Below are 17833 nucleotides of genomic sequence, written 5' to 3'. Positions count from 1 at the left end.
ATGAATGCGCTCGAGTACGTACCGGTCCCGGCGTTTGAAGACAATTACATCTGGGTCATTGCCGACGGACACCATGCGGTCGTCGTCGATCCGGGCGAAGCCGCCCCTGTGCGCGCCTGTCTGGCCCAACGAGGCTGGCGGCTGAGCGCTATTTTACTCACGCACCATCATCAAGACCACGTCGGCGGGGTGGCCGACCTGCTGAACGGCCAGGACGTGCCTGTCTACGGCCCCGCCGGCGAAGCGATCGCGCACCTTAAGCATCGTCTCAAAAGCGGCGATCACGTGACGATCGCGGCGCCCGCACTCGAATTCAGCGTGCTCGACGTGCCCGGTCACACCAGCGGACACATTGCCTATTTCCAGGCGGCCGATACGCGCGGCACGCCGCACGTGTTTTGCGGCGACACACTGTTCGCGTGCGGTTGCGGGCGCCTTTTCGAAGGCACGCCGCAGCAGATGCTGAATTCGCTCGATGCGCTCGCCGCGCTGCCCGGCGCAACCGAAGTGCATTGCGCGCACGAATATACGCTGTCGAACATCCGCTTCGCGCTCGCTTGCGAGCCGCACAATGCGGAACTGCAGGCGTGGCGCGACAAGGCGAACGAACTGCGCTCCCGCCACCAGCCGACGCTGCCGACCACGATCGCGCACGAGCGCGCGGTCAATCCGTTCCTGCGCGCAGACGAGCCGGCGATCCAGTCGAACCTCGAAGCACAATTGCATGAAACGGTCTCTGACAGGCTGAAGGCCTTCACCTTGATGCGCGAATGGAAGAACCGCTTCCGTTGATCCGGAGCGTATTCGGCAGTTCTTCACGCGATGAATCGGAAAAATTCGCCAAGCCCCAGATTTAGTTGATTTTTTTCTTGATTTTCCAATTGACGGAAACGTTGACGTTTCGTACTATCGGCTGCAAATTCCAGCCCTTGTGGAAACCGAGACGTTCATGCGATTTATCTTAAGCGCGTTATTGGTCTTGACACTCGCCGCGTGCGCGAGTCAGGGACCGACGACGAATACCGCCAATAACCCCGCCAGCCAGCAAGCCGTAGCCGACGCACTTCGCAAGAACGCCACCGCTAAAGAAACCATCAATGTCGACCAGGGCTCGGTCAATCAGTTGACGAGCGAGGACGCCGATCTGTGGGGCCGCATTCGCCGTGGCTTCCAGATGCCCGATCTGCAGAGCGACCTCGTCGACATGCAGCTCAACTGGTATCTGCAACGCCCCGATTACGTGCAGCGCATGACCGAGCGCTCGCAGAAATATCTCTATCACATCGTCGAGGAACTCGAGTCGCGCCATATGCCGACCGAGCTCGCACTGCTGCCATTCATCGAGTCCGCGTATAGCCCGCAGGCTTTGTCGGTCGCCAAGGCGGCGGGCATGTGGCAATTCATGCCGGGCACGGGCCGTACCTACAACCTGAAGCAGAACATGTGGCAGGACGAGCGCCGCGACGTGCTCGCGTCGACCAGCGCCGCGCTCGACTACCTGTCGAAGCTGCACGATATGTTCGGCGACTGGCAGCTCGCGCTCGCCGCGTACAACTGGGGTGAGGGCAACGTGCAGCGCGCGATCGCGCGCAACGAGGCGGCGGGTCTGCCGACCGACTACCTGAGCCTGCGTATGCCAAACGAAACGCGCAACTACGTGCCGAAGCTGCAGGCGGTCAAGAACCTCGTGATGAACCCGCAGGTGTACGGGCTCGCGCTGCCGGCGATTCCGAACCACCCGTACTTCGTGACGGTCACGACCTCGCACGATATCGACGTCGACGTCGCCGCGCGGCTTGCCAACATGTCGACCGACGAGTTCCGCTCGCTGAACCCGTCGTTCAGGAAGCCGGTGATTCTCGGCGCGACGCAGCCGCAGATTCTGTTGCCTTTCGACAACGCGTCCGCGTTCGAGCGCAATCTGAAAACGTACTCGGGCTCGCTGTCGTCCTGGACCACCTACACCGTCGACGCACGGGCGACACCTGCGGCGATCGCACAGAAGATCGGCGTCGACGCAGACACGCTGATGGAAGTGAACAAGATTCCGGTCGGCATGCGCCTGAAGCCAGGCTCGACGATCGTCGTGCCGCGCGGCTCGGACGACGACGAGGACATCAGCGCCGACATCGCCGAAAGCGCGGTGCTCGCGATGGAACCCGACGTGCCCGACACGCGCAAGATGCTGATCCGCGTGCGCCGCAATCAGTCGATGGCCGCCATCGCGCTGCGCTACGGCGTGTCGGTTGGTCAACTGAAGGCATGGAACAAGACACATCGCGATCAGGTTTCGCGCGGCCAGGTGGTCGTGCTGCACGTGCCGGTCGGCAAGCCAGTACCGAGCGAGCCGGGGCCGGAAAAGATCGCCGCCGATGTGCAAGGCGGCAGTGTGCAGAAGATTGGCGTCCATGCCGCAGACGCCCGCGGCGATTCGCGCTACGATAAGAAGAAAGGGCGCGGCCACTCTGCCATCGTGAAGGTCTCCCAGCCGGGCGGCAAGGGTGACAAACCGGCGGCGCCTGCCAGCAAGGGCAAGGTCGAGAAGGTGTCGACCTCGGTGTCCGGCAATGCGTCGAAGGCCGCGGCTGAGAGCCGCCCGAAGACCGTGGCCAACGCGAAGAAGAAGGGTAAATAGACCAATAGCGGCTCTCACGGTAGTGACCACATGCGTTGCGGGGGCAGCGCATGGATTGCGCTCCGATCACGCACCGTGTTCATCCAACGCCGTCACCTCAGGGTGACGGCGTTTTTCATTGCGCGGACACGGTTCCTGCGGGTTTGCCGTATTTACTTTATTGTTCGTGCTTCGGCCGCGTTGGCCGCGGGACGCCGTCCTATCCTGATCCGTCGGGACCTCGGGCAAGGTTCTTGAGGTCCATTTCCAGGTTTTCTTCCTGATTTATGTCGTCGACCCAACTGCGCGTCTTTCTGCTTTTTTCCGCCGGCTACTTCGTCTCTTACGTGTTTCGCGGCGTCAATCTTGGTTTCGCGCCGTTCATCACGCGCGATCTCGGTCTGTCAGCCGCCGATCTGGGTGTGCTGACGAGCCTGTATTTCCTCGGCTTCGCGGGCGCGCAGACCCCCGCTGGCGTGCTGCTCGACCACTTCGGCGCGCGTCGCGTGACGGCTGTCACGCTGCTCTTCGCCGCGCTCGGCATCTGGGTGTTCGGCGCGGCGCACAGTCTCGGCATGATGATGGTCGGGCGGTTGCTGATCGGCGTCGGCGTCTCGGTATGCCTCGGCGCCGCGTTCAAGGCGCTCGCGCAGCATTTTCCGGTCTCGCGTTTGCCATTGATGAACGGGCTCGTGATGGCGATCGGCGGTTTCGGCGGCGTGATGGTCGGTTCGCCGCTCACGTGGGTGCTCGGCTTCTCCAGTTGGCGCTCGGTCTGCGTGGGGCTCGGGGTGCTGACGGTGGTGGTCGCGCTCGCGCAATGGACGCTCGCGCCGGACGCGCGCGACACGCATCGCCAGACGAGCCTCGTTGCGCAGTTCAAGGGGACGTGGCATATCCTGCGCAGCGCGGCATTCTGGAAAATCGCGTCGTTCTCGGTCGTTACGCAGGGCGTTTTCTACGCGATGCAATCGTTGTGGGTCGGAGCATGGCTGCGCGACGTACAAGGCTTCGAACCGCACGAGGCGGCGGCGCTCGTGTCGATTCTCGGCTTCGCGATGATGGCGGGGTGCGTCGGTTTCGGCGCGGCGGCGCGTAGTCTCGAGCGGCGCGGTCTCTCGTTGTACGCGTTCTGCGGCATCGGCATGGCGTTGTACGTGCTGACGCAGATGCTGATCATGTTCAATGCGCCATTGCCGGCGAGCCTGTTGTGGGCCGCGTACGGAATCTTCGGTGGCACTGGCATTCTGAGCTACGCGGTGATGGCGCGACATTTCCCGCCGCAGATGATCGGCCGGGTCAACACGACGCTGACGCTGATTATTTTTCTGCTGATCTTCGGTTTTCAGATCGGCGTTGGCGCGGTGCTTTCTCACTGGCCGGCGAGCGGCGGGCACTATCCGGCGGTCGCGCATCTGAGCGCGTGGGCAATCCTTGTCGCGCTGCAGGTACTGAGCGCAGTCTGGTACGCATTGCCGGGACGGCAGCTTGCCGGGTCCGGCGAAATGCGCGCGGAGCAGGAAGCCTGAACGGCCGCGCGGCACGCTGCTGCAAGTCCGCGTCCTATGTCAGATTTGGAAGGAAGGGCGGTTTCAGGCTATAATTTCAAGGTTTGAGCTTATCAACCCGCACCCTAGCGCCTACCTCCCCCATACCGTTCATCCGCCGCGCGCCATTGGCGTAGCAAGAAGGGCCCCGCATCCAGCCGAAGTCGTCCACACAATGGACTCATCGCGCCCCTTGCATCGTTACCGGCAGCTCGCGAGCGAGTCTGCGCGCGCATCCAGAATGTGTTCCGCTGCGGCTCGAAATCGGATAGACAGGTGGCAACAGGGTGTTCCCCCAAGGAGTCTCCCGTGTTGCCGTCATTTTCTCCCGCTCTTCTCGCGCTCGCCGACGGCACGGTCTTTCGTGGTTATTCGATCGGGGCCCCCGGGCACACCACCGGTGAAGTCGTGTTCAACACCGCCATCACCGGCTATCAGGAAATCCTGACTGACCCGAGTTACGCGCGCCAGATCGTGACCCTCACGTACCCGCATATCGGCAACGTCGGCGTGAACGCCGAAGACGTCGAAGCGACGAAAGTCCATGCCGCTGGCCTAATCATCCGTGATCTGCCGGTTCTCGCGTCGAACTTCCGCATGGAGCGTACGCTCCCACAATATCTTCAGGACGAAGGCGTAGTCGCCATCGCCGGCATCGACACCCGCAAGCTGACCCGCCTGCTGCGCGACAAGGGCGCGCAAAACGGCGCGATCCTCGCTGGGTCCGACGACGAAGCCAAGGCCATCGAACTCGCGCGCTCGTTCCCGGGCCTCGCCGGCATGGACCTCGCGAAGGTCGTGTCGACCGGGCAAACCTACGAGTGGACCAAAACCGAATGGCGCTTGGGCACGGGCTACGGCGACCAGAAGGCGCCGAAGTACCGCGTGGTCGCATTCGATTACGGCGTCAAGCAGAACATCCTGCGGATGCTGGCCGAGCGCGGCTGCCATGTCACCGTGCTGCCGGCGCAAGCGAGCGCCGCCGACGCGCTCGCGCTCAACCCGGACGGCGTGTTCCTCTCGAACGGCCCCGGCGACCCGGAGCCGTGCGACTACGCGATCGCGGCGACGAAGGAGTTCATCGAGCGCGGCATTCCGACCTTTGGCATTTGCCTTGGCCACCAGATCATGGGCCTCGCGGTCGGCGCGAAGACGATGAAGATGAAGACCGGCCACCACGGCGCGAATCACCCAGTCAAGGATCTCGAAGACGGCCGCGTGGTGATCACGTCGCAGAACCACGGCTTCGCGGTCGATGCCGACACGCTGCCCGCCAACGCGCGCGTGACGCACGTATCGTTGTTCGACGGCACGCTGCAAGGCTTCGCGCTGACCGACAAGCCGGCGTTCTGCTTTCAGGGCCACCCGGAAGCGTCGCCTGGTCCGCACGACATCGCGTACCTGTTCGACCGCTTCACCGCGTTGATGGACGCGCAGAAGAGCGGCAAGAGCGCAGCGGCTTGAAGCACTAAAGGCCGGCCGCAAAGCCAGCCCGAGACGGAAACGAAAGCGGCTCGCGGCGGCCGCGGCGCCCCGCGGCACGATGCGGCGGACGCGCCGCAAACAGCGCGCGCAACGTGAAAACGGCGCGCGCCGACGGAAAGAATTCAGGAATACATTAGCGAGAGCGTTATGCCCAAGCGGACAGACATCAAGAGCATCCTCATCATCGGCGCGGGTCCGATCATCATCGGCCAGGCGTGCGAGTTCGATTACTCGGGCGCGCAGGCATGCAAGGCGCTGCGTGAGGAAGGCTACAAGGTCATTCTCGTCAACAGCAATCCGGCGACGATCATGACCGACCCGAACACGGCCGACGTGACCTACATCGAGCCGATCACGTGGGAAGTGGTCGAGCGCATCATCGCGAAGGAGCGCCCGGACGCGATCCTGCCGACGATGGGCGGCCAGACCGCGCTGAACTGCGCGCTCGATCTGCACGCGCATGGCGTGCTGGCGAAGTACGACGTCGAGCTGATCGGCGCGTCGCCGGAAGCGATCGACAAGGCGGAAGACCGCCAGAAGTTCAAGGACGCGATGACCAAAATCGGCCTCGGTTCGGCCAAGTCGGGCACCGCGCATTCGATGGAAGAAGCACTCGCGGTGCAGGCGAAGATCGCCGCGGAAACCGGCAGCGGCGGCTATCCGGTCGTGATCCGTCCTTCGTTCACGCTGGGCGGTTCGGGCGGCGGCATCGCCTACAACCGCGACGAGTTCGAAGAGATCTGCAAGCGCGGTCTCGACCTGTCGCCGACGCGCGAGCTGCTGATCGAAGAGTCGCTGCTCGGCTGGAAAGAGTACGAGATGGAAGTGGTCCGTGACAAGGCGGATAACTGCATCATCGTCTGCTCGATCGAAAACCTCGACCCGATGGGCATCCACACCGGTGACTCGATCACGGTCGCGCCGGCGCAGACGCTGACGGACAAGGAATACCAGATCCTGCGTAACGCGTCGCTGGCGGTGCTGCGCGAGATCGGCGTCGACACGGGCGGCTCGAACGTGCAGTTCTCGATCAATCCGAAAGACGGTCGGATGATCGTGATCGAAATGAACCCGCGCGTGTCGCGTTCGTCGGCGCTGGCGTCGAAGGCAACCGGCTTCCCGATCGCGAAGGTCGCGGCCAAGCTCGCGGTCGGCTACACGCTCGATGAACTGAAGAACGAAATCACCGGCGGCCAGACCCCGGCGTCGTTCGAACCGACGATCGACTACGTCGTCACGAAAATCCCGCGTTTCGCGTTCGAAAAATTCCGTGAAGCCGATTCGCGCCTGACCACGCAGATGAAGTCGGTCGGCGAAGTGATGGCGATCGGCCGCACTTTCCAGGAGTCGTTCCAGAAAGCGCTGCGCGGCCTCGAAGTCGGCGTCGACGGTCTCGACGAAAAGACCGCCGATCGCGACGAGATCATCCGCGAGATCGGCGAAGCCGGTCCTGATCGCATCTGGTATGTCGGCGACGCGTTCCGCGCCGGCATGAGCGCGCAGGAAATCTTCGAAGAGACTGCGATCGACCCGTGGTTCCTCGCGCAGATCGAACAGATCGTGCTGAAGGAAAAGGCGCTGGCGGGCCGTACGCTCGCGAGCCTGTCGAAGGAAGAGTTGAAGTATCTGAAGCAGAGCGGCTTCTCGGATCGGCGTCTCGCCAAGCTGCTCGGCGCGAAGCCGGCGGACGTGCGCGCGCGCCGTATCGAGTTGAACGTGCGTCCGGTGTATAAGCGCGTCGACACGTGCGCTGCCGAGTTCGCAACGAAAACCGCGTACATGTACTCGACCTACGAGGAAGAGTGCGAAGCGAGTCCGACGGACAACAAGAAGATCATGGTGCTGGGCGGCGGCCCGAACCGGATCGGCCAGGGCATCGAGTTCGACTACTGCTGCGTGCATGCCGCGCTCGCGATGCGCGAGGACGGCTATGAAACGATCATGGTCAACTGCAACCCGGAAACCGTGTCGACCGACTACGACACGTCCGACCGTCTGTACTTCGAATCGCTGACGCTCGAAGACGTGCTCGAAATCGTCGACAAGGAAAAGCCGGTCGGCGTGATCGTGCAGTACGGTGGCCAGACGCCGTTGAAGCTCGCGCTCGATCTCGAAGCGAACGGCGTGCCGATCATTGGTACGTCGCCGGACATGATCGACGCGGCCGAAGACCGCGAGCGTTTCCAGAAGCTGCTGCAAGACCTCGGCCTGCGTCAGCCGCCGAACCGTACCGCGCGCACCGAAGACGAAGCGCTGAAGCTCGCTGACGAGATCGGCTATCCGCTCGTGGTGCGTCCGTCGTACGTGCTGGGCGGCCGCGCGATGGAAATCGTCCACGAGCCGCGCGACCTCGAACGCTATATGCGTGAGGCCGTCAAGGTATCGAACGATTCGCCGGTGCTGCTCGACCGCTTCCTGAACGACGCGATTGAATGCGACGTGGATTGCATTTCCGATGGCGACGCCGTGTTCATCGGCGGCGTGATGGAGCACATCGAACAGGCGGGCGTGCACTCGGGCGACTCGGCCTGCTCGCTGCCGCCTTATTCGCTGTCGAAGGCGACCGTTGCCGAACTGAAGCGCCAGACCGCCGCAATGGCGAAGGCGCTGAACGTGGTCGGCCTGATGAACGTGCAGTTCGCGATCCAGCAGGTGCCTTCCAAAACAAATGCGGCTGATGGGTCGAAGGACGACATCATCTACGTGCTCGAAGTGAACCCGCGCGCGTCGCGCACGGTCCCGTACGTGTCGAAGGCGACCAGCCTGCCGCTCGCGAAGATCGCGGCGCGCGCGATGGTCGGCCAGAAGCTCGCCGCGCAAGGCGTGACGAAGGAAGTCCAGCCGCCGTACTTCAGCGTGAAGGAAGCGGTGTTCCCGTTCGTCAAGTTCCCGACGGTCGACCCGGTGCTCGGACCTGAAATGCGTTCGACCGGCGAAGTGATGGGCGTCGGTCAGACGTTCGGCGAGGCGCTGTTCAAGTCGCAACTCGCGGCGGGTTCGCGTCTGCCGGAGTCGGGCACGGTGCTGCTGACCGTGATGGACGCCGACAAGCCGAAGGCGGTCGAAGTCGCGCGCATGCTGCACGAGCTCGGATACCCGATCGTCGCGACCAAGGGCACGGCTGCCGCGATCGAAGCGGCCGGCGTGCCGGTCAAGGTCGTCAACAAGGTAAAGGACGGCCGTCCGCACATCGTGGATATGATCAAGAACGGCGAGATCGCTCTCGTCTTCACGACCGTCGACGAAACGCGCGCGGCGATCGCCGATTCGCGTTCGATTCGCATGAGCGCGCAGGCGAACAAGGTCACCTACTACACGACGATGTCGGGCGCACGCGCGGCGGTGGAGGGTCTTCGTTATCTGAAGAACCTGGAAGTCTATGATTTACAAGGACTCCACGCTCGCCTAAACTAAGGCTTCATACCTGTCCAAGATGTAAGTGCCGCGGTTAAGCGGCGTTCCGCAGGTGCTGCGGCCCGGGTCTGTCCATGGGCGGCGGCTTTCGCGGAATGCACTTAACCGCGGTGATTTTTTTATGGCCGTTTTTTGCCTCCAGAGTTGTTTATGAGCACTATCCCATTGACGAAGCGCGGAGCAGACATGCTGCGCGATGAATTGCAGCGCTTGAAATCGGTTGAGCGTCCGGCGGTGATCAACTCGATCGCGGAAGCGCGCGCCCAGGGCGATCTGTCGGAAAACGCGGAATACGACGCTGCGAAGGAAAAGCAGGGCTTCATCGAAGGCCGCATCGCCGAAATCGAGTCGAAGCTCGCGGGCGCGCAGGTGATCGATCCGGCGCAAGTGGAAGCGGACGGCCGCGTGGTGTTCGGCGCGACGCTCGAGCTCGAAGACCTCGAGTCGGGCGCGTCGGTCAAATATCAGATCGTCGGTGACGACGAAGCGGACATCGACCACGGCCTGATCTCGATCAGCTCGCCGATCGCGCGTGCGCTGATCGGCAAATCGGAAGGCGACGTCGCGTCGGTGCAGGCACCGGGCGGCATTCGTGAATACGAAATCATCGCGGTCAGCTACATCTGAGGATCGCGCCGGTGTCTCTGATGCCGCATCGTTTATTCCGCCTGTTGACGGTGGTGTGGGTCGGTAGCCTGTTGACTATCGGCTACGCGGTTGCGCCCGTGCTGTTCACGTCGCTCGACCGCATGACGGCGGGTGCCATTGCCGCGGAGCTGTTTCGGATTCAGGGAGTGATTGGCGTCGTGTGCGGTATTTTGCTGCTCGGTCTTGCCAATCTGCTCGTGCGGCGCGGTAGTGGCGTGTATCGCCGCCTGCGCTGGCTGCTCGCCGGTATGCTCGTATGCGTGCTGGTTGGCTATTTCGCGTTGCAGCCGTTCATGAACGCGATGCGCGTCGCGGCGCTCGAGGCGGGCGGCGACGTCGGACATTCCGTTTATGCGACGCGCTTCGGCATCCTGCATGGCGTGTCGAGTCTGTTCTATCTGATCGAGAGCCTGCTAGGTGCTGCGCTCGTGTGGCTGCTGCCGGTGCATGTCGGTACCGCGGCCGACGAAGAGGGCGCGCGCGGAGTCACGGGGAAGGTGGCGGGCTGAGGCTCGCGGGTGGCTGGTGGTGTGACGCGGCGCTATGTCCTCCGGTCGATGCCGAACCGATGCCCGCGATGAACTTCATGTTGCGACGAATCGTCGCTATTCCGGCGGCCAGCTACGGTTCATTGGCGCCGTTTCGGGCCTTGCGCCCAAGCCCGCCAACGCGCGGTGCGGACCCGGTCCGCACCTTCGCCGCGTGTGCTCTTACTTCGACTGATGCGAACGCTTCGCGCTGGTTTGACGCTTCTTCGCGCGCTTGATGTTGCCGCCCTGCGTCACGCGTTCGTTGCCGCGCACCAGCACCGCTTTCGCTCGCGGCTTGCGCATCGGCACGTCGGTCGGTTTCACCACTTTGACGATGCGCGGTGCGCGGCCCTTGGCCGGCCGGGTTTCTTCAACTGCCGCTTCACGGGCGCTCGGCAACGCGCCGCGCTTCGCTTTTGCCGCCGGCTGCGCGGATTCTGGCTTCCAGATCACGAGCAACTTGCCAATATGCTGAATCGGTGCCGCGTTCAGCGTGTCGCAGATTTCTTCGTAGATGGCGATGCGCTCCTCGCGCTCGTCACCGAACACGCGGATTTTGATCAGTTGATGCGCTGCGAGGTGCACCTTAATTTCGGCGAGCACAGCGTCGGTCAAGCCTTCGGCCCCGACGAGCACGACCGGTTTGAGCGCATGTGCCTGGGAGCGCAACTCGGCGCGTTGGTCGGGAGAGACTTTGAGGGCTGGCATGGAAAGTGGAAGACTCGACTAAAATGGCGGCTCCTGCGCTTTTCGTCCCATCGCCGAGCGATTCGGGCGGGTTGATTCAGCAGGGTGCGCGTCAGAACAACAGAATCGCGGATGGCCGCCAGTCTGGCGGTGACCGCGCGAATTAACCGCGTATTATCCCCTAAAGCGCGACTTGACGCAGCAATAGTTCAATCTTTAATGGCAAAAAACAAGTTCAATACCGCGTGGCTGCACGACCACATCAACGATCCGTACGTCAAAATGGCGCAGCGGGAAGGCTATCGTGCCCGCGCGGCCTACAAGCTCAAGGAAATCGACGAACAGGACAAGCTGATCCGCCCCGGACAGGTGATCGTCGATCTCGGTTCCTCGCCGGGCAGCTGGAGCCAGTACGCGCGTAACAAGCTCGCCGGCGGCTCGCAGCGCAACGCGGAGCGCGAAGGTGGCATCGACGGCACGATCATCGCTTTGGACATTCTGCCGATGGAGCCGGTAGCCGACGTGCACTTCATCCAGGGGGATTTCCGCGAAGACTCGGTGCTGGTCCAGCTCGAAGAGTTGGTCGGCGCGCGCCAGGTAGACCTTGTAATTTCGGATATGGCACCCAACCTGTCCGGTGTGGCGATCGCGGACGCGGCGCGGATCGAGCATTTATGCGATCTCGCGCTCGAATTCGCACAGAATCACCTGAAGCCCGATGGTGCCCTTTTAGTCAAATGCTTTCACGGCAGCGGATATAGTCAGATTGTCGAAAAGTTCAAGCGCCAATTCAAGGTGGTGGCGGCCCGCAAGCCGAAGGCGTCGCGGGATAAATCGTCAGAAACATTTATTTTGGGTAAGCATTTGAAGCGTCTCGCGTAGGGATGCGGCGAGCCGGTTCCATTTCTGCCAATAGCCAGCCCGATGCGTCGGAGACCGGCGTCAAGCTGGCCCGCTACCCTATTTCCGTGGTAGTGAAACGCTATGGCAGGGGTCTGCGGACTGGATTAGAATGCTTTCGTGGTGCCGCAAGGCAAATGTAGGCGCCCGTCTAAGTGAAGGAGTGGTGCTTTGAACAACAATATGTTTTCGAAAGCAGCAGTGTGGCTGGTAATCGCACTGGTGCTGTTTACGGTGTTCAAGCAGTTCGACAAGCCCCGTGTCCAGGAAGGCGTTTCCTATTCGCAGTTCATGGACGACGCGAAGAACGGCAAAGTCAAGAACGTCATTGTCCAGGGGCGGAACCTCACGGTCACTCCGGCAGACGGCCAGAAGTACCAGATCGTGTCGCCCGGCGACATCTGGATGGTCGGCGATCTGATGAAGTATGGCGTACAGGTGAGCGGCAAGGCTGACGACGAACCCAATGCACTGATGTCCGTGCTGTATTACCTCGGGCCGACGATCCTGATCATCGGTTTCTGGTTCTACATGATGCGACAGATGCAGGGGGGCGGCAAAGGCGGGGCCTTCTCGTTTGGGAAGTCGCGCGCGCGGCTGATCGACGAGAACAACAACGCAATCAATTTCACCGACGTTGCCGGTTGCGACGAAGCCAAGGAAGAAGTGTCGGAACTCGTCGACTTTTTGCGCGATCCGCAGAAATTCCAGAAGCTCGGTGGTCGTATTCCGCGCGGCGTGCTGCTCGTTGGCCCGCCGGGAACCGGTAAGACGCTGCTCGCACGCGCGATCGCCGGCGAGGCGAAGGTGCCGTTCTTCAGCATTTCGGGTTCGGATTTCGTGGAAATGTTCGTCGGCGTCGGCGCGGCTCGCGTGCGCGACATGTTCGAGCAGGCCAAGAAGCACGCGCCGTGTATCGTGTTCATCGACGAAATCGACGCGGTCGGCCGTCATCGCGGCGCCGGCATGGGCGGCGGTAACGACGAGCGCGAACAGACGCTGAACCAGATGCTCGTCGAAATGGACGGCTTCGAGGCGAACTCGGGTGTCATCGTGATCGCCGCGACCAACCGTTCGGACGTACTCGACAAGGCGCTGTTGCGTCCGGGCCGTTTCGACCGCCAGGTGTACGTCGGTCTGCCCGATATCCGCGGCCGCGAGCACATCATGAAGGTGCACCTGCGCAAGGTTCCGATTTCGAACGACGTCGATGCGGCAGTGATCGCGCGCGGCACGCCGGGTTTCTCGGGCGCCGATCTCGCGAACCTCGTCAACGAAGCAGCCCTGTTCGCGGCGCGCCGCGGCAAGCGCATCGTCGAAATGACCGATTTCGAGGACGCGAAGGACAAGATCTTCATGGGTCCGGAGCGCAAGTCGGCCGTGATCCGCGAAGAATCGAAGCGTGCGACCGCGTATCACGAATCGGGTCACGCGGTGATCGCAAAGCTGTTGCCGAAGGCCGATCCGGTGCACAAGGTCACGATCATTCCGCGCGGCCGTGCGCTGGGCGTCACGTGGCAGTTGCCGGAGCATGATAACGAAACGTACTCGAAGGACTATCTGCTCGACCGTCTTGCCATTCTGTTCGGCGGTCGCGTCGCGGAAGAGCTGTTCCTGAACCTCATCAGCACCGGTGCGTCGGATGACTTCAACAAGGCGACCCAGACGGCTCGCGCGATGGTTGCCCGCTTCGGTATGACGGATGCGCTCGGACCGATGGTCTATGTCGACGACGAAAACGACGCTTCGCCGTTCGGCCGCGGCTTCACGCGGACCATTTCGGAAGCGACGCAGCAGAAGGTCGATGCGGAAATCCGTCGTGTGCTGGACGAGCAGTACAATCTGGCGCGGCGCCTGCTGGAAGAAAACCGCGACAAGGTCGAAGCGATGACCGCCGCATTGATGGAGTGGGAGACGATCGACGCCGATCAGATCAACGACATCATGGCCGGCCGTCCGCCGCGTTCGCCGAAGAGTTCGCCGCCGTCGGCAAGCGACGCCTCGTCGGGCGGTAGCGCGGGCACCGAAGTCAAGCCGGGCAGCGCAACCGCGCCGGCCTGATAGGTAGCCAGTAGAAAGTGCGGGCCGGTGTGCTACACACCGGCCCGTTTTGCATTGATCCGTTCAAAGTGAAGCATTGTTACGTGTCGAAAGTCGATTGTTCTTCCGTACCCCTTCCAGAGCCGCTACAGTGCGGCCGCTTCAAGCTGACGTTTGAACGCCCGTTGGTCATGGGCATTCTGAACGTCACTCCCGATTCCTTCTCCGATGGCGGCTTGTACGCGATGCGCGGCGATGCGCTGCGCCATGCCGAGCGCATGATGCTCGAGGGCGCGGACATTATCGATATCGGCGGGGAATCGACGCGTCCTGGCGCGCCGCCGGTGCCGCTCGACGAGGAACTCGAGCGCGTGATACCACTCGTCGAGCAACTTCGTGGCGCGAATGTGCCGTTGTCGGTCGATACGTACAAGCCGGAAGTGATGCGCGATGCGTTGAACGCGGGCGCCGACCTGATCAACGACGTCTGGGGCTTGCGCATGCCGGGCGCGATCGACGCGGTGCGCGACAGCGACTGCGGCCTTTGTGTAATGCATATGTTAGGTGAGCCGCAGACCATGCAGCGCGGCGAGCCGCACTATGCCGACGTTGTCAGCGAAGTGCGCCAGTTCCTCGAGGAGCGTGTCGCGACTTTGCAGCAGGCGGGGATTGCGCGCGAGCGAATCAGCGTCGATCCGGGTTTCGGCTTCGGCAAGATCGTCGTCGAGCACAACTACGCGTTGCTTGCGCATCTGCGCGACACGGCGCCGCGCGCCGCGTCGCCATATCCGATCCTTGCGGGCATGTCGCGCAAATCGATGGTTGGCGCGGTGACAGGGCGGCCGGCGCCGGAGCGCGTGGCCGGCAGCATCGCCGCAGCGGTGTGCGCGGCCGAGCGGGGCGCCGCGATTCTGCGCGTACACGACGTCGCGCAAACAGTCGATGCATTGAAAGTATGGGCAACCCTGCGCGACGCTGCCAAGCAGAGCCGCGCGCACGGTTGAGCCCGCAGCCAGATACAGGGAGAACAAATATGGCACGTCGTTACTTCGGTACGGACGGCATTCGAGGCAAGGTCGGCGAAGGCCCGATCACGCCGGAATTCGTGTTGCGGCTCGGCTACGCGGCCGGCAAGGTGCTCGCGGGCGCCGATCAATGGGCGAAGACAGGCGCTCGCCCGACCGTGCTGATCGGCAAGGACACGCGCGTCTCGGGCTACATGCTCGAAGCCGCGCTCGAATCCGGCTTTTCGGCGGCCGGCGTCGACGTGATGCTGGCCGGCCCGATGCCGACTCCCGGCATCGCGTATCTGACGCGCGCGCTGCGGCTTGCCGCGGGCGTCGTGATCAGCGCGTCGCACAACCCGTACTACGACAACGGTATCAAGTTCTTCTCGGCCGACGGCAACAAGCTGCCGGACGACGTCGAGGCGCAGATCGAGGAGCAGCTCGAGCTGCCGCTCGCTTGCGCGGCTTCCGAGCAGTTGGGCAAGGCGCGTCGTCTCGACGACGCGGCCGGCCGCTACATCGAGTTCTGCAAGAGCACCTTCCCGGCCGCCTACGACCTGCGCGGCATGAAGCTCGTCGTCGATTGCGCGCATGGCGCCGCGTACGACGTCGCGCCGCACGTGTTCCATGAGCTCGGCGCGGAAGTGATCCCGATCGGCGTCTCGCCGAACGGCTTCAATATCAACGACGGCGTCGGTGCGACCGCGCCGGATGCGCTGGTGCGCGCGGTGCGCGCGAACCACGCGGACCTCGGGATTGCGCTCGATGGCGACGCCGACCGTTTGCAGGTCGTCGACGAGTCCGGCCGCCTGTTCAACGGCGACGAGCTGTTGTACGTGCTGGTCAAGGACCGTATCGCGACCGCCGGCCACGTGGAAGGCGCGGTCGGCACGCTGATGACCAACATGGCCGTGGAGGTCGCGCTGCAGAGAGCCGGCGTCAAGTTCGTGCGCGCCGCGGTCGGCGACCGCTATGTGCTCGAACAGCTTCGTGAACACGGCTGGCAGCTCGGCGCCGAAGGTTCGGGCCACATTCTGTCGCTCGATCGCCATTCGACCGGCGACGGCATCGTGTCCGCTCTGCTCGTGCTGGCGGCGATGCAGCGCAGCGGCAAGTCGCTCGCGGATCTGCTCGACGGCGTCACGCTGTTCCCGCAGAAGCTGATCAACGTGCGCATGAAGCCCGGCGCGGACTGGAAGGGCAGCGATACGATTCGTAGCGCGATCAAGGTGGCCGAAGGCGCGCTCGACGGGCGCGGTCGCGTCCTGATCCGCGCGTCGGGCACCGAGCCGGTACTACGCGTGATGGTAGAGGCGCAGAACGTCGCGGACGCGCTTGAGCATTCGGAAGCGATTGCGCAAGCCGTGCGGGTCGCAACGGCCTGATCTGTTCCCCAACAGGCGGCGGGCGGTGGCGACAGCTTGCCGCCTGACGGTCGCTCCGAGAGCTTCGGCGACCCGCGTGCCATGACCTTCGTCGCCGGCTTCACCCAATAAATCCCCACGCTCCAGCCGCCAAAAGGTCGGTGCATCCCGCACCAAACCGTCTCTCCGCACCGAGCGCAAACGTTCGCGCCCCGTCTTTTTCGTCTAACTTGAAGAATGCAATGCAACGAGCATCGCAATCGCGGCAATTTACCGGCTCCTGAACCTTTCATCGGGTAATGTGACTGTCACATCTGATTCACGATCAGTCACGTTTTTGTCATAAAGAGACCCTAAGCTTCGCGGTGTTCGAGTTTCCCGCTCACACTACACGCTCACACTCCATTGGAGGTCTCATGAAATTGATGCAAACCGTGTTCGCTGGCGTCGCTGGCGCGCTTTTCGCAATCGCAGCGCAAGCCGCAGACATCACCGGCGCGGGCAGCACGTTCGCGGCACCGATTTACACGAAGTGGGCCGACGCTTATCAGAAGACCGGCGGCGGCAAGGTTAACTACCAGGGCATCGGGTCGTCGGGCGGCATCAAGCAGATCGAGGCGAAGACCGTCGATTTCGCTGGTTCGGACGCTCCGCTGAAGGACGACGAACTCGCAAAGCAAGGCCTGTTCCAATTCCCGACCGTGGTCGGCGGCGTGGTGCCGGCAGTCAACGTGCCGGGCGTGAAGCCGGGCGAACTGGTGCTGTCGGGTGAAGTGCTCGGCGACATCTATCTCGGCAAGATCAAGAAGTGGAATGACCCGGCAATCGTCGCGCTGAACTCGAAGGTCAAGCTGCCGGATCTGGACATCGCCGTGGTGCGCCGCGCCGACGGTTCGGGCACCAGCTTCATCTGGACGAACTACCTGTCGAAGGTCAACCCGGAATGGAAGACGAAGGTCGGTGAAGGTGCGACGGTCAACTGGCCGACCGGTACGGGCGGCAAGGGTAACGACGGCGTCGCGGCATTCGTGCAGCGTCTGCCGGGTTCGATCGGCTACGTCGAATGGGCGTACGCCAAGCAGAACCACATGAACTATGTCGCGATGAAGAACGAAGCTGGCGCAGTGGTTCAGCCGCAGACGGACACGTTCAAGGCAGCGGCTGCTGGCGCTGACTGGTCGAAGTCGTTCTACCAGATCCTGACGAACGAGCCGGGCAAGAACGCATGGCCGATCGTCGGCGCGACGTTCGTGCTGCTGCACACGACGCAGGAAAAGGCACCGCAAGGCGCGGAAACGCTGAAGTTCTTCGACTGGGCGTTCAAGAACGGCGGTCAGGCTGCGAACGATCTGGACTACATCTCGCTGCCGGAATCGGTCGTGTCGGAAATCCGCACGCAGTGGAAGCAGAAGGTCAAGGATTCGGCAGGCAAGACGCTCGCCGAGTAACAGGCGTAAGCTGGCGCGGTATGTCTGAATCGCGCCTGGTAGCACCCCGGCCGTCCTCGTACGAGGACGGCCTGTGACTTTCACGCGGCACGCGCCGCATGCATCACCGCCCGCCCGACAAGTGTCGTCCGGCAACTGGAAACAGGTCC

At 62.9% G+C, this 17833-nt stretch carries 13 protein-coding genes; 12 read left to right on the top strand and 1 reads right to left on the bottom strand.

All coding sequences use genetic code 11. From position 1 onward, the window contains the following. The 7 genes from gloB (at nt 1) to AB3X86_RS06480 (ending at nt 10217) form a co-directional block, all read left to right on the top strand. Nucleotides 1–792 carry a hydroxyacylglutathione hydrolase gene (gene gloB, locus AB3X86_RS06510; protein ID WP_368595317.1) on the top strand — a complete coding sequence of 264 codons (792 nt, stop codon included), beginning with the start codon at nt 1–3 and terminating at the stop codon, nt 790–792. Nucleotides 793–949: 157 nt separating this feature from the next. Then, complete coding sequence (locus AB3X86_RS06505; RefSeq protein WP_368595316.1) at nt 950–2635, top strand: transglycosylase SLT domain-containing protein; 1686 nt, start codon at nt 950–952, stop codon at nt 2633–2635. 266 nt (nt 2636–2901) lie between these two features. After that, nucleotides 2902–4143, top strand: coding sequence for a nitrate/nitrite transporter (locus tag AB3X86_RS06500; RefSeq protein WP_368595315.1), 1242 nt, complete (start codon nt 2902–2904; stop codon nt 4141–4143). A gap of 327 nt (nt 4144–4470) precedes the next feature. Beyond that, nucleotides 4471–5625, top strand: a complete 1155-nt coding sequence (gene carA / locus AB3X86_RS06495) for a glutamine-hydrolyzing carbamoyl-phosphate synthase small subunit (RefSeq protein WP_368595314.1) — start codon at nt 4471–4473, stop codon at nt 5623–5625. Between the two features lie 168 nt (nt 5626–5793). Further along, nucleotides 5794–9060 carry a carbamoyl-phosphate synthase large subunit gene (gene carB, locus AB3X86_RS06490; protein WP_368595313.1) on the top strand — a complete coding sequence of 1089 codons (3267 nt, stop codon included), beginning with the start codon at nt 5794–5796 and terminating at the stop codon, nt 9058–9060. A 150-nt stretch (nt 9061–9210) separates the two neighbouring features. Further along, nucleotides 9211–9687, top strand: a complete 477-nt coding sequence (gene greA, locus AB3X86_RS06485) for a transcription elongation factor GreA (RefSeq protein WP_176105537.1) — start codon at nt 9211–9213, stop codon at nt 9685–9687. 20 nt (nt 9688–9707) lie between these two features. Next, a complete protein-coding gene (locus AB3X86_RS06480; RefSeq protein WP_368595312.1) occupies nt 9708–10217 on the top strand; it encodes a DUF4149 domain-containing protein in 510 nt (169 codons plus the stop codon). A 201-nt stretch (nt 10218–10418) separates the two neighbouring features. Here AB3X86_RS06480 and AB3X86_RS06475 read toward each other — a convergent pair whose 3' ends face one another. Beyond that, nucleotides 10419–10946 (bottom strand): YhbY family RNA-binding protein, encoded by a 528-nt coding sequence (locus AB3X86_RS06475; protein ID WP_368595311.1) that lies wholly within the window; start codon nt 10944–10946, stop codon nt 10419–10421. A 198-nt stretch (nt 10947–11144) separates the two neighbouring features. Between AB3X86_RS06475 and AB3X86_RS06470 the strand changes: the two genes are divergently transcribed. The 5 genes from AB3X86_RS06470 (at nt 11145) to pstS (ending at nt 17684) form a co-directional block, all read left to right on the top strand. Beyond that, nucleotides 11145–11807, top strand: coding sequence for an RlmE family RNA methyltransferase (locus tag AB3X86_RS06470; RefSeq protein WP_176124230.1), 663 nt, complete (start codon nt 11145–11147; stop codon nt 11805–11807). A gap of 189 nt (nt 11808–11996) precedes the next feature. Continuing rightward, complete coding sequence (gene ftsH, locus AB3X86_RS06465) at nt 11997–13886, top strand: ATP-dependent zinc metalloprotease FtsH (RefSeq protein ID WP_013090008.1); 1890 nt, start codon at nt 11997–11999, stop codon at nt 13884–13886. 83 nt (nt 13887–13969) lie between these two features. Then, nucleotides 13970–14869: a dihydropteroate synthase gene (folP, locus tag AB3X86_RS06460; protein ID WP_368595310.1), complete on the top strand. Its 900-nt coding sequence runs from the start codon at nt 13970–13972 to the stop codon at nt 14867–14869. Between the two features lie 29 nt (nt 14870–14898). After that, nucleotides 14899–16257: a phosphoglucosamine mutase gene (gene glmM, locus AB3X86_RS06455; protein ID WP_176105540.1), complete on the top strand. Its 1359-nt coding sequence runs from the start codon at nt 14899–14901 to the stop codon at nt 16255–16257. Nucleotides 16258–16652: 395 nt separating this feature from the next. Further along, complete coding sequence (gene pstS / locus AB3X86_RS06450) at nt 16653–17684, top strand: phosphate ABC transporter substrate-binding protein PstS (RefSeq protein ID WP_176124139.1); 1032 nt, start codon at nt 16653–16655, stop codon at nt 17682–17684. Nucleotides 17685–17833: the final 149 nt, after the last annotated feature.

Source organism: Paraburkholderia sp. BR14374, from assembly GCF_040948685.1.
Taxonomy (GTDB): domain Bacteria; phylum Pseudomonadota; class Gammaproteobacteria; order Burkholderiales; family Burkholderiaceae; genus Paraburkholderia; species Paraburkholderia youngii.
The sequence above is the reverse complement of the archived record's forward strand: the minus strand, read 5'-3'. Positions and strand labels throughout refer to the sequence as shown.

What these genes read in the sequence shown, in the direction of transcription:
- gloB (WP_368595317.1), top strand. Translation starts at nt 1, where the DNA reads ATGAATGCGCTCGAGTACGTACCGGTCCCGGCGTTTGAAGACAATTAC.
- AB3X86_RS06505 (WP_368595316.1), top strand. Translation starts at nt 950, where the DNA reads ATGCGATTTATCTTAAGCGCGTTATTGGTCTTGACACTCGCCGCGTGC.
- AB3X86_RS06500 (WP_368595315.1), top strand. Translation starts at nt 2,902, where the DNA reads ATGTCGTCGACCCAACTGCGCGTCTTTCTGCTTTTTTCCGCCGGCTAC.
- carB (WP_368595313.1), top strand. Translation starts at nt 5,794, where the DNA reads ATGCCCAAGCGGACAGACATCAAGAGCATCCTCATCATCGGCGCGGGT.
- greA (WP_176105537.1), top strand. Translation starts at nt 9,211, where the DNA reads ATGAGCACTATCCCATTGACGAAGCGCGGAGCAGACATGCTGCGCGAT.
- AB3X86_RS06480 (WP_368595312.1), top strand. Translation starts at nt 9,708, where the DNA reads ATGCCGCATCGTTTATTCCGCCTGTTGACGGTGGTGTGGGTCGGTAGC.
- AB3X86_RS06475 (WP_368595311.1), bottom strand. Translation starts at nt 10,946, where the DNA reads ATGCCAGCCCTCAAAGTCTCTCCCGACCAACGCGCCGAGTTGCGCTCC.
- AB3X86_RS06470 (WP_176124230.1), top strand. Translation starts at nt 11,145, where the DNA reads ATGGCAAAAAACAAGTTCAATACCGCGTGGCTGCACGACCACATCAAC.
- glmM (WP_176105540.1), top strand. Translation starts at nt 14,899, where the DNA reads ATGGCACGTCGTTACTTCGGTACGGACGGCATTCGAGGCAAGGTCGGC.
- pstS (WP_176124139.1), top strand. Translation starts at nt 16,653, where the DNA reads ATGAAATTGATGCAAACCGTGTTCGCTGGCGTCGCTGGCGCGCTTTTC.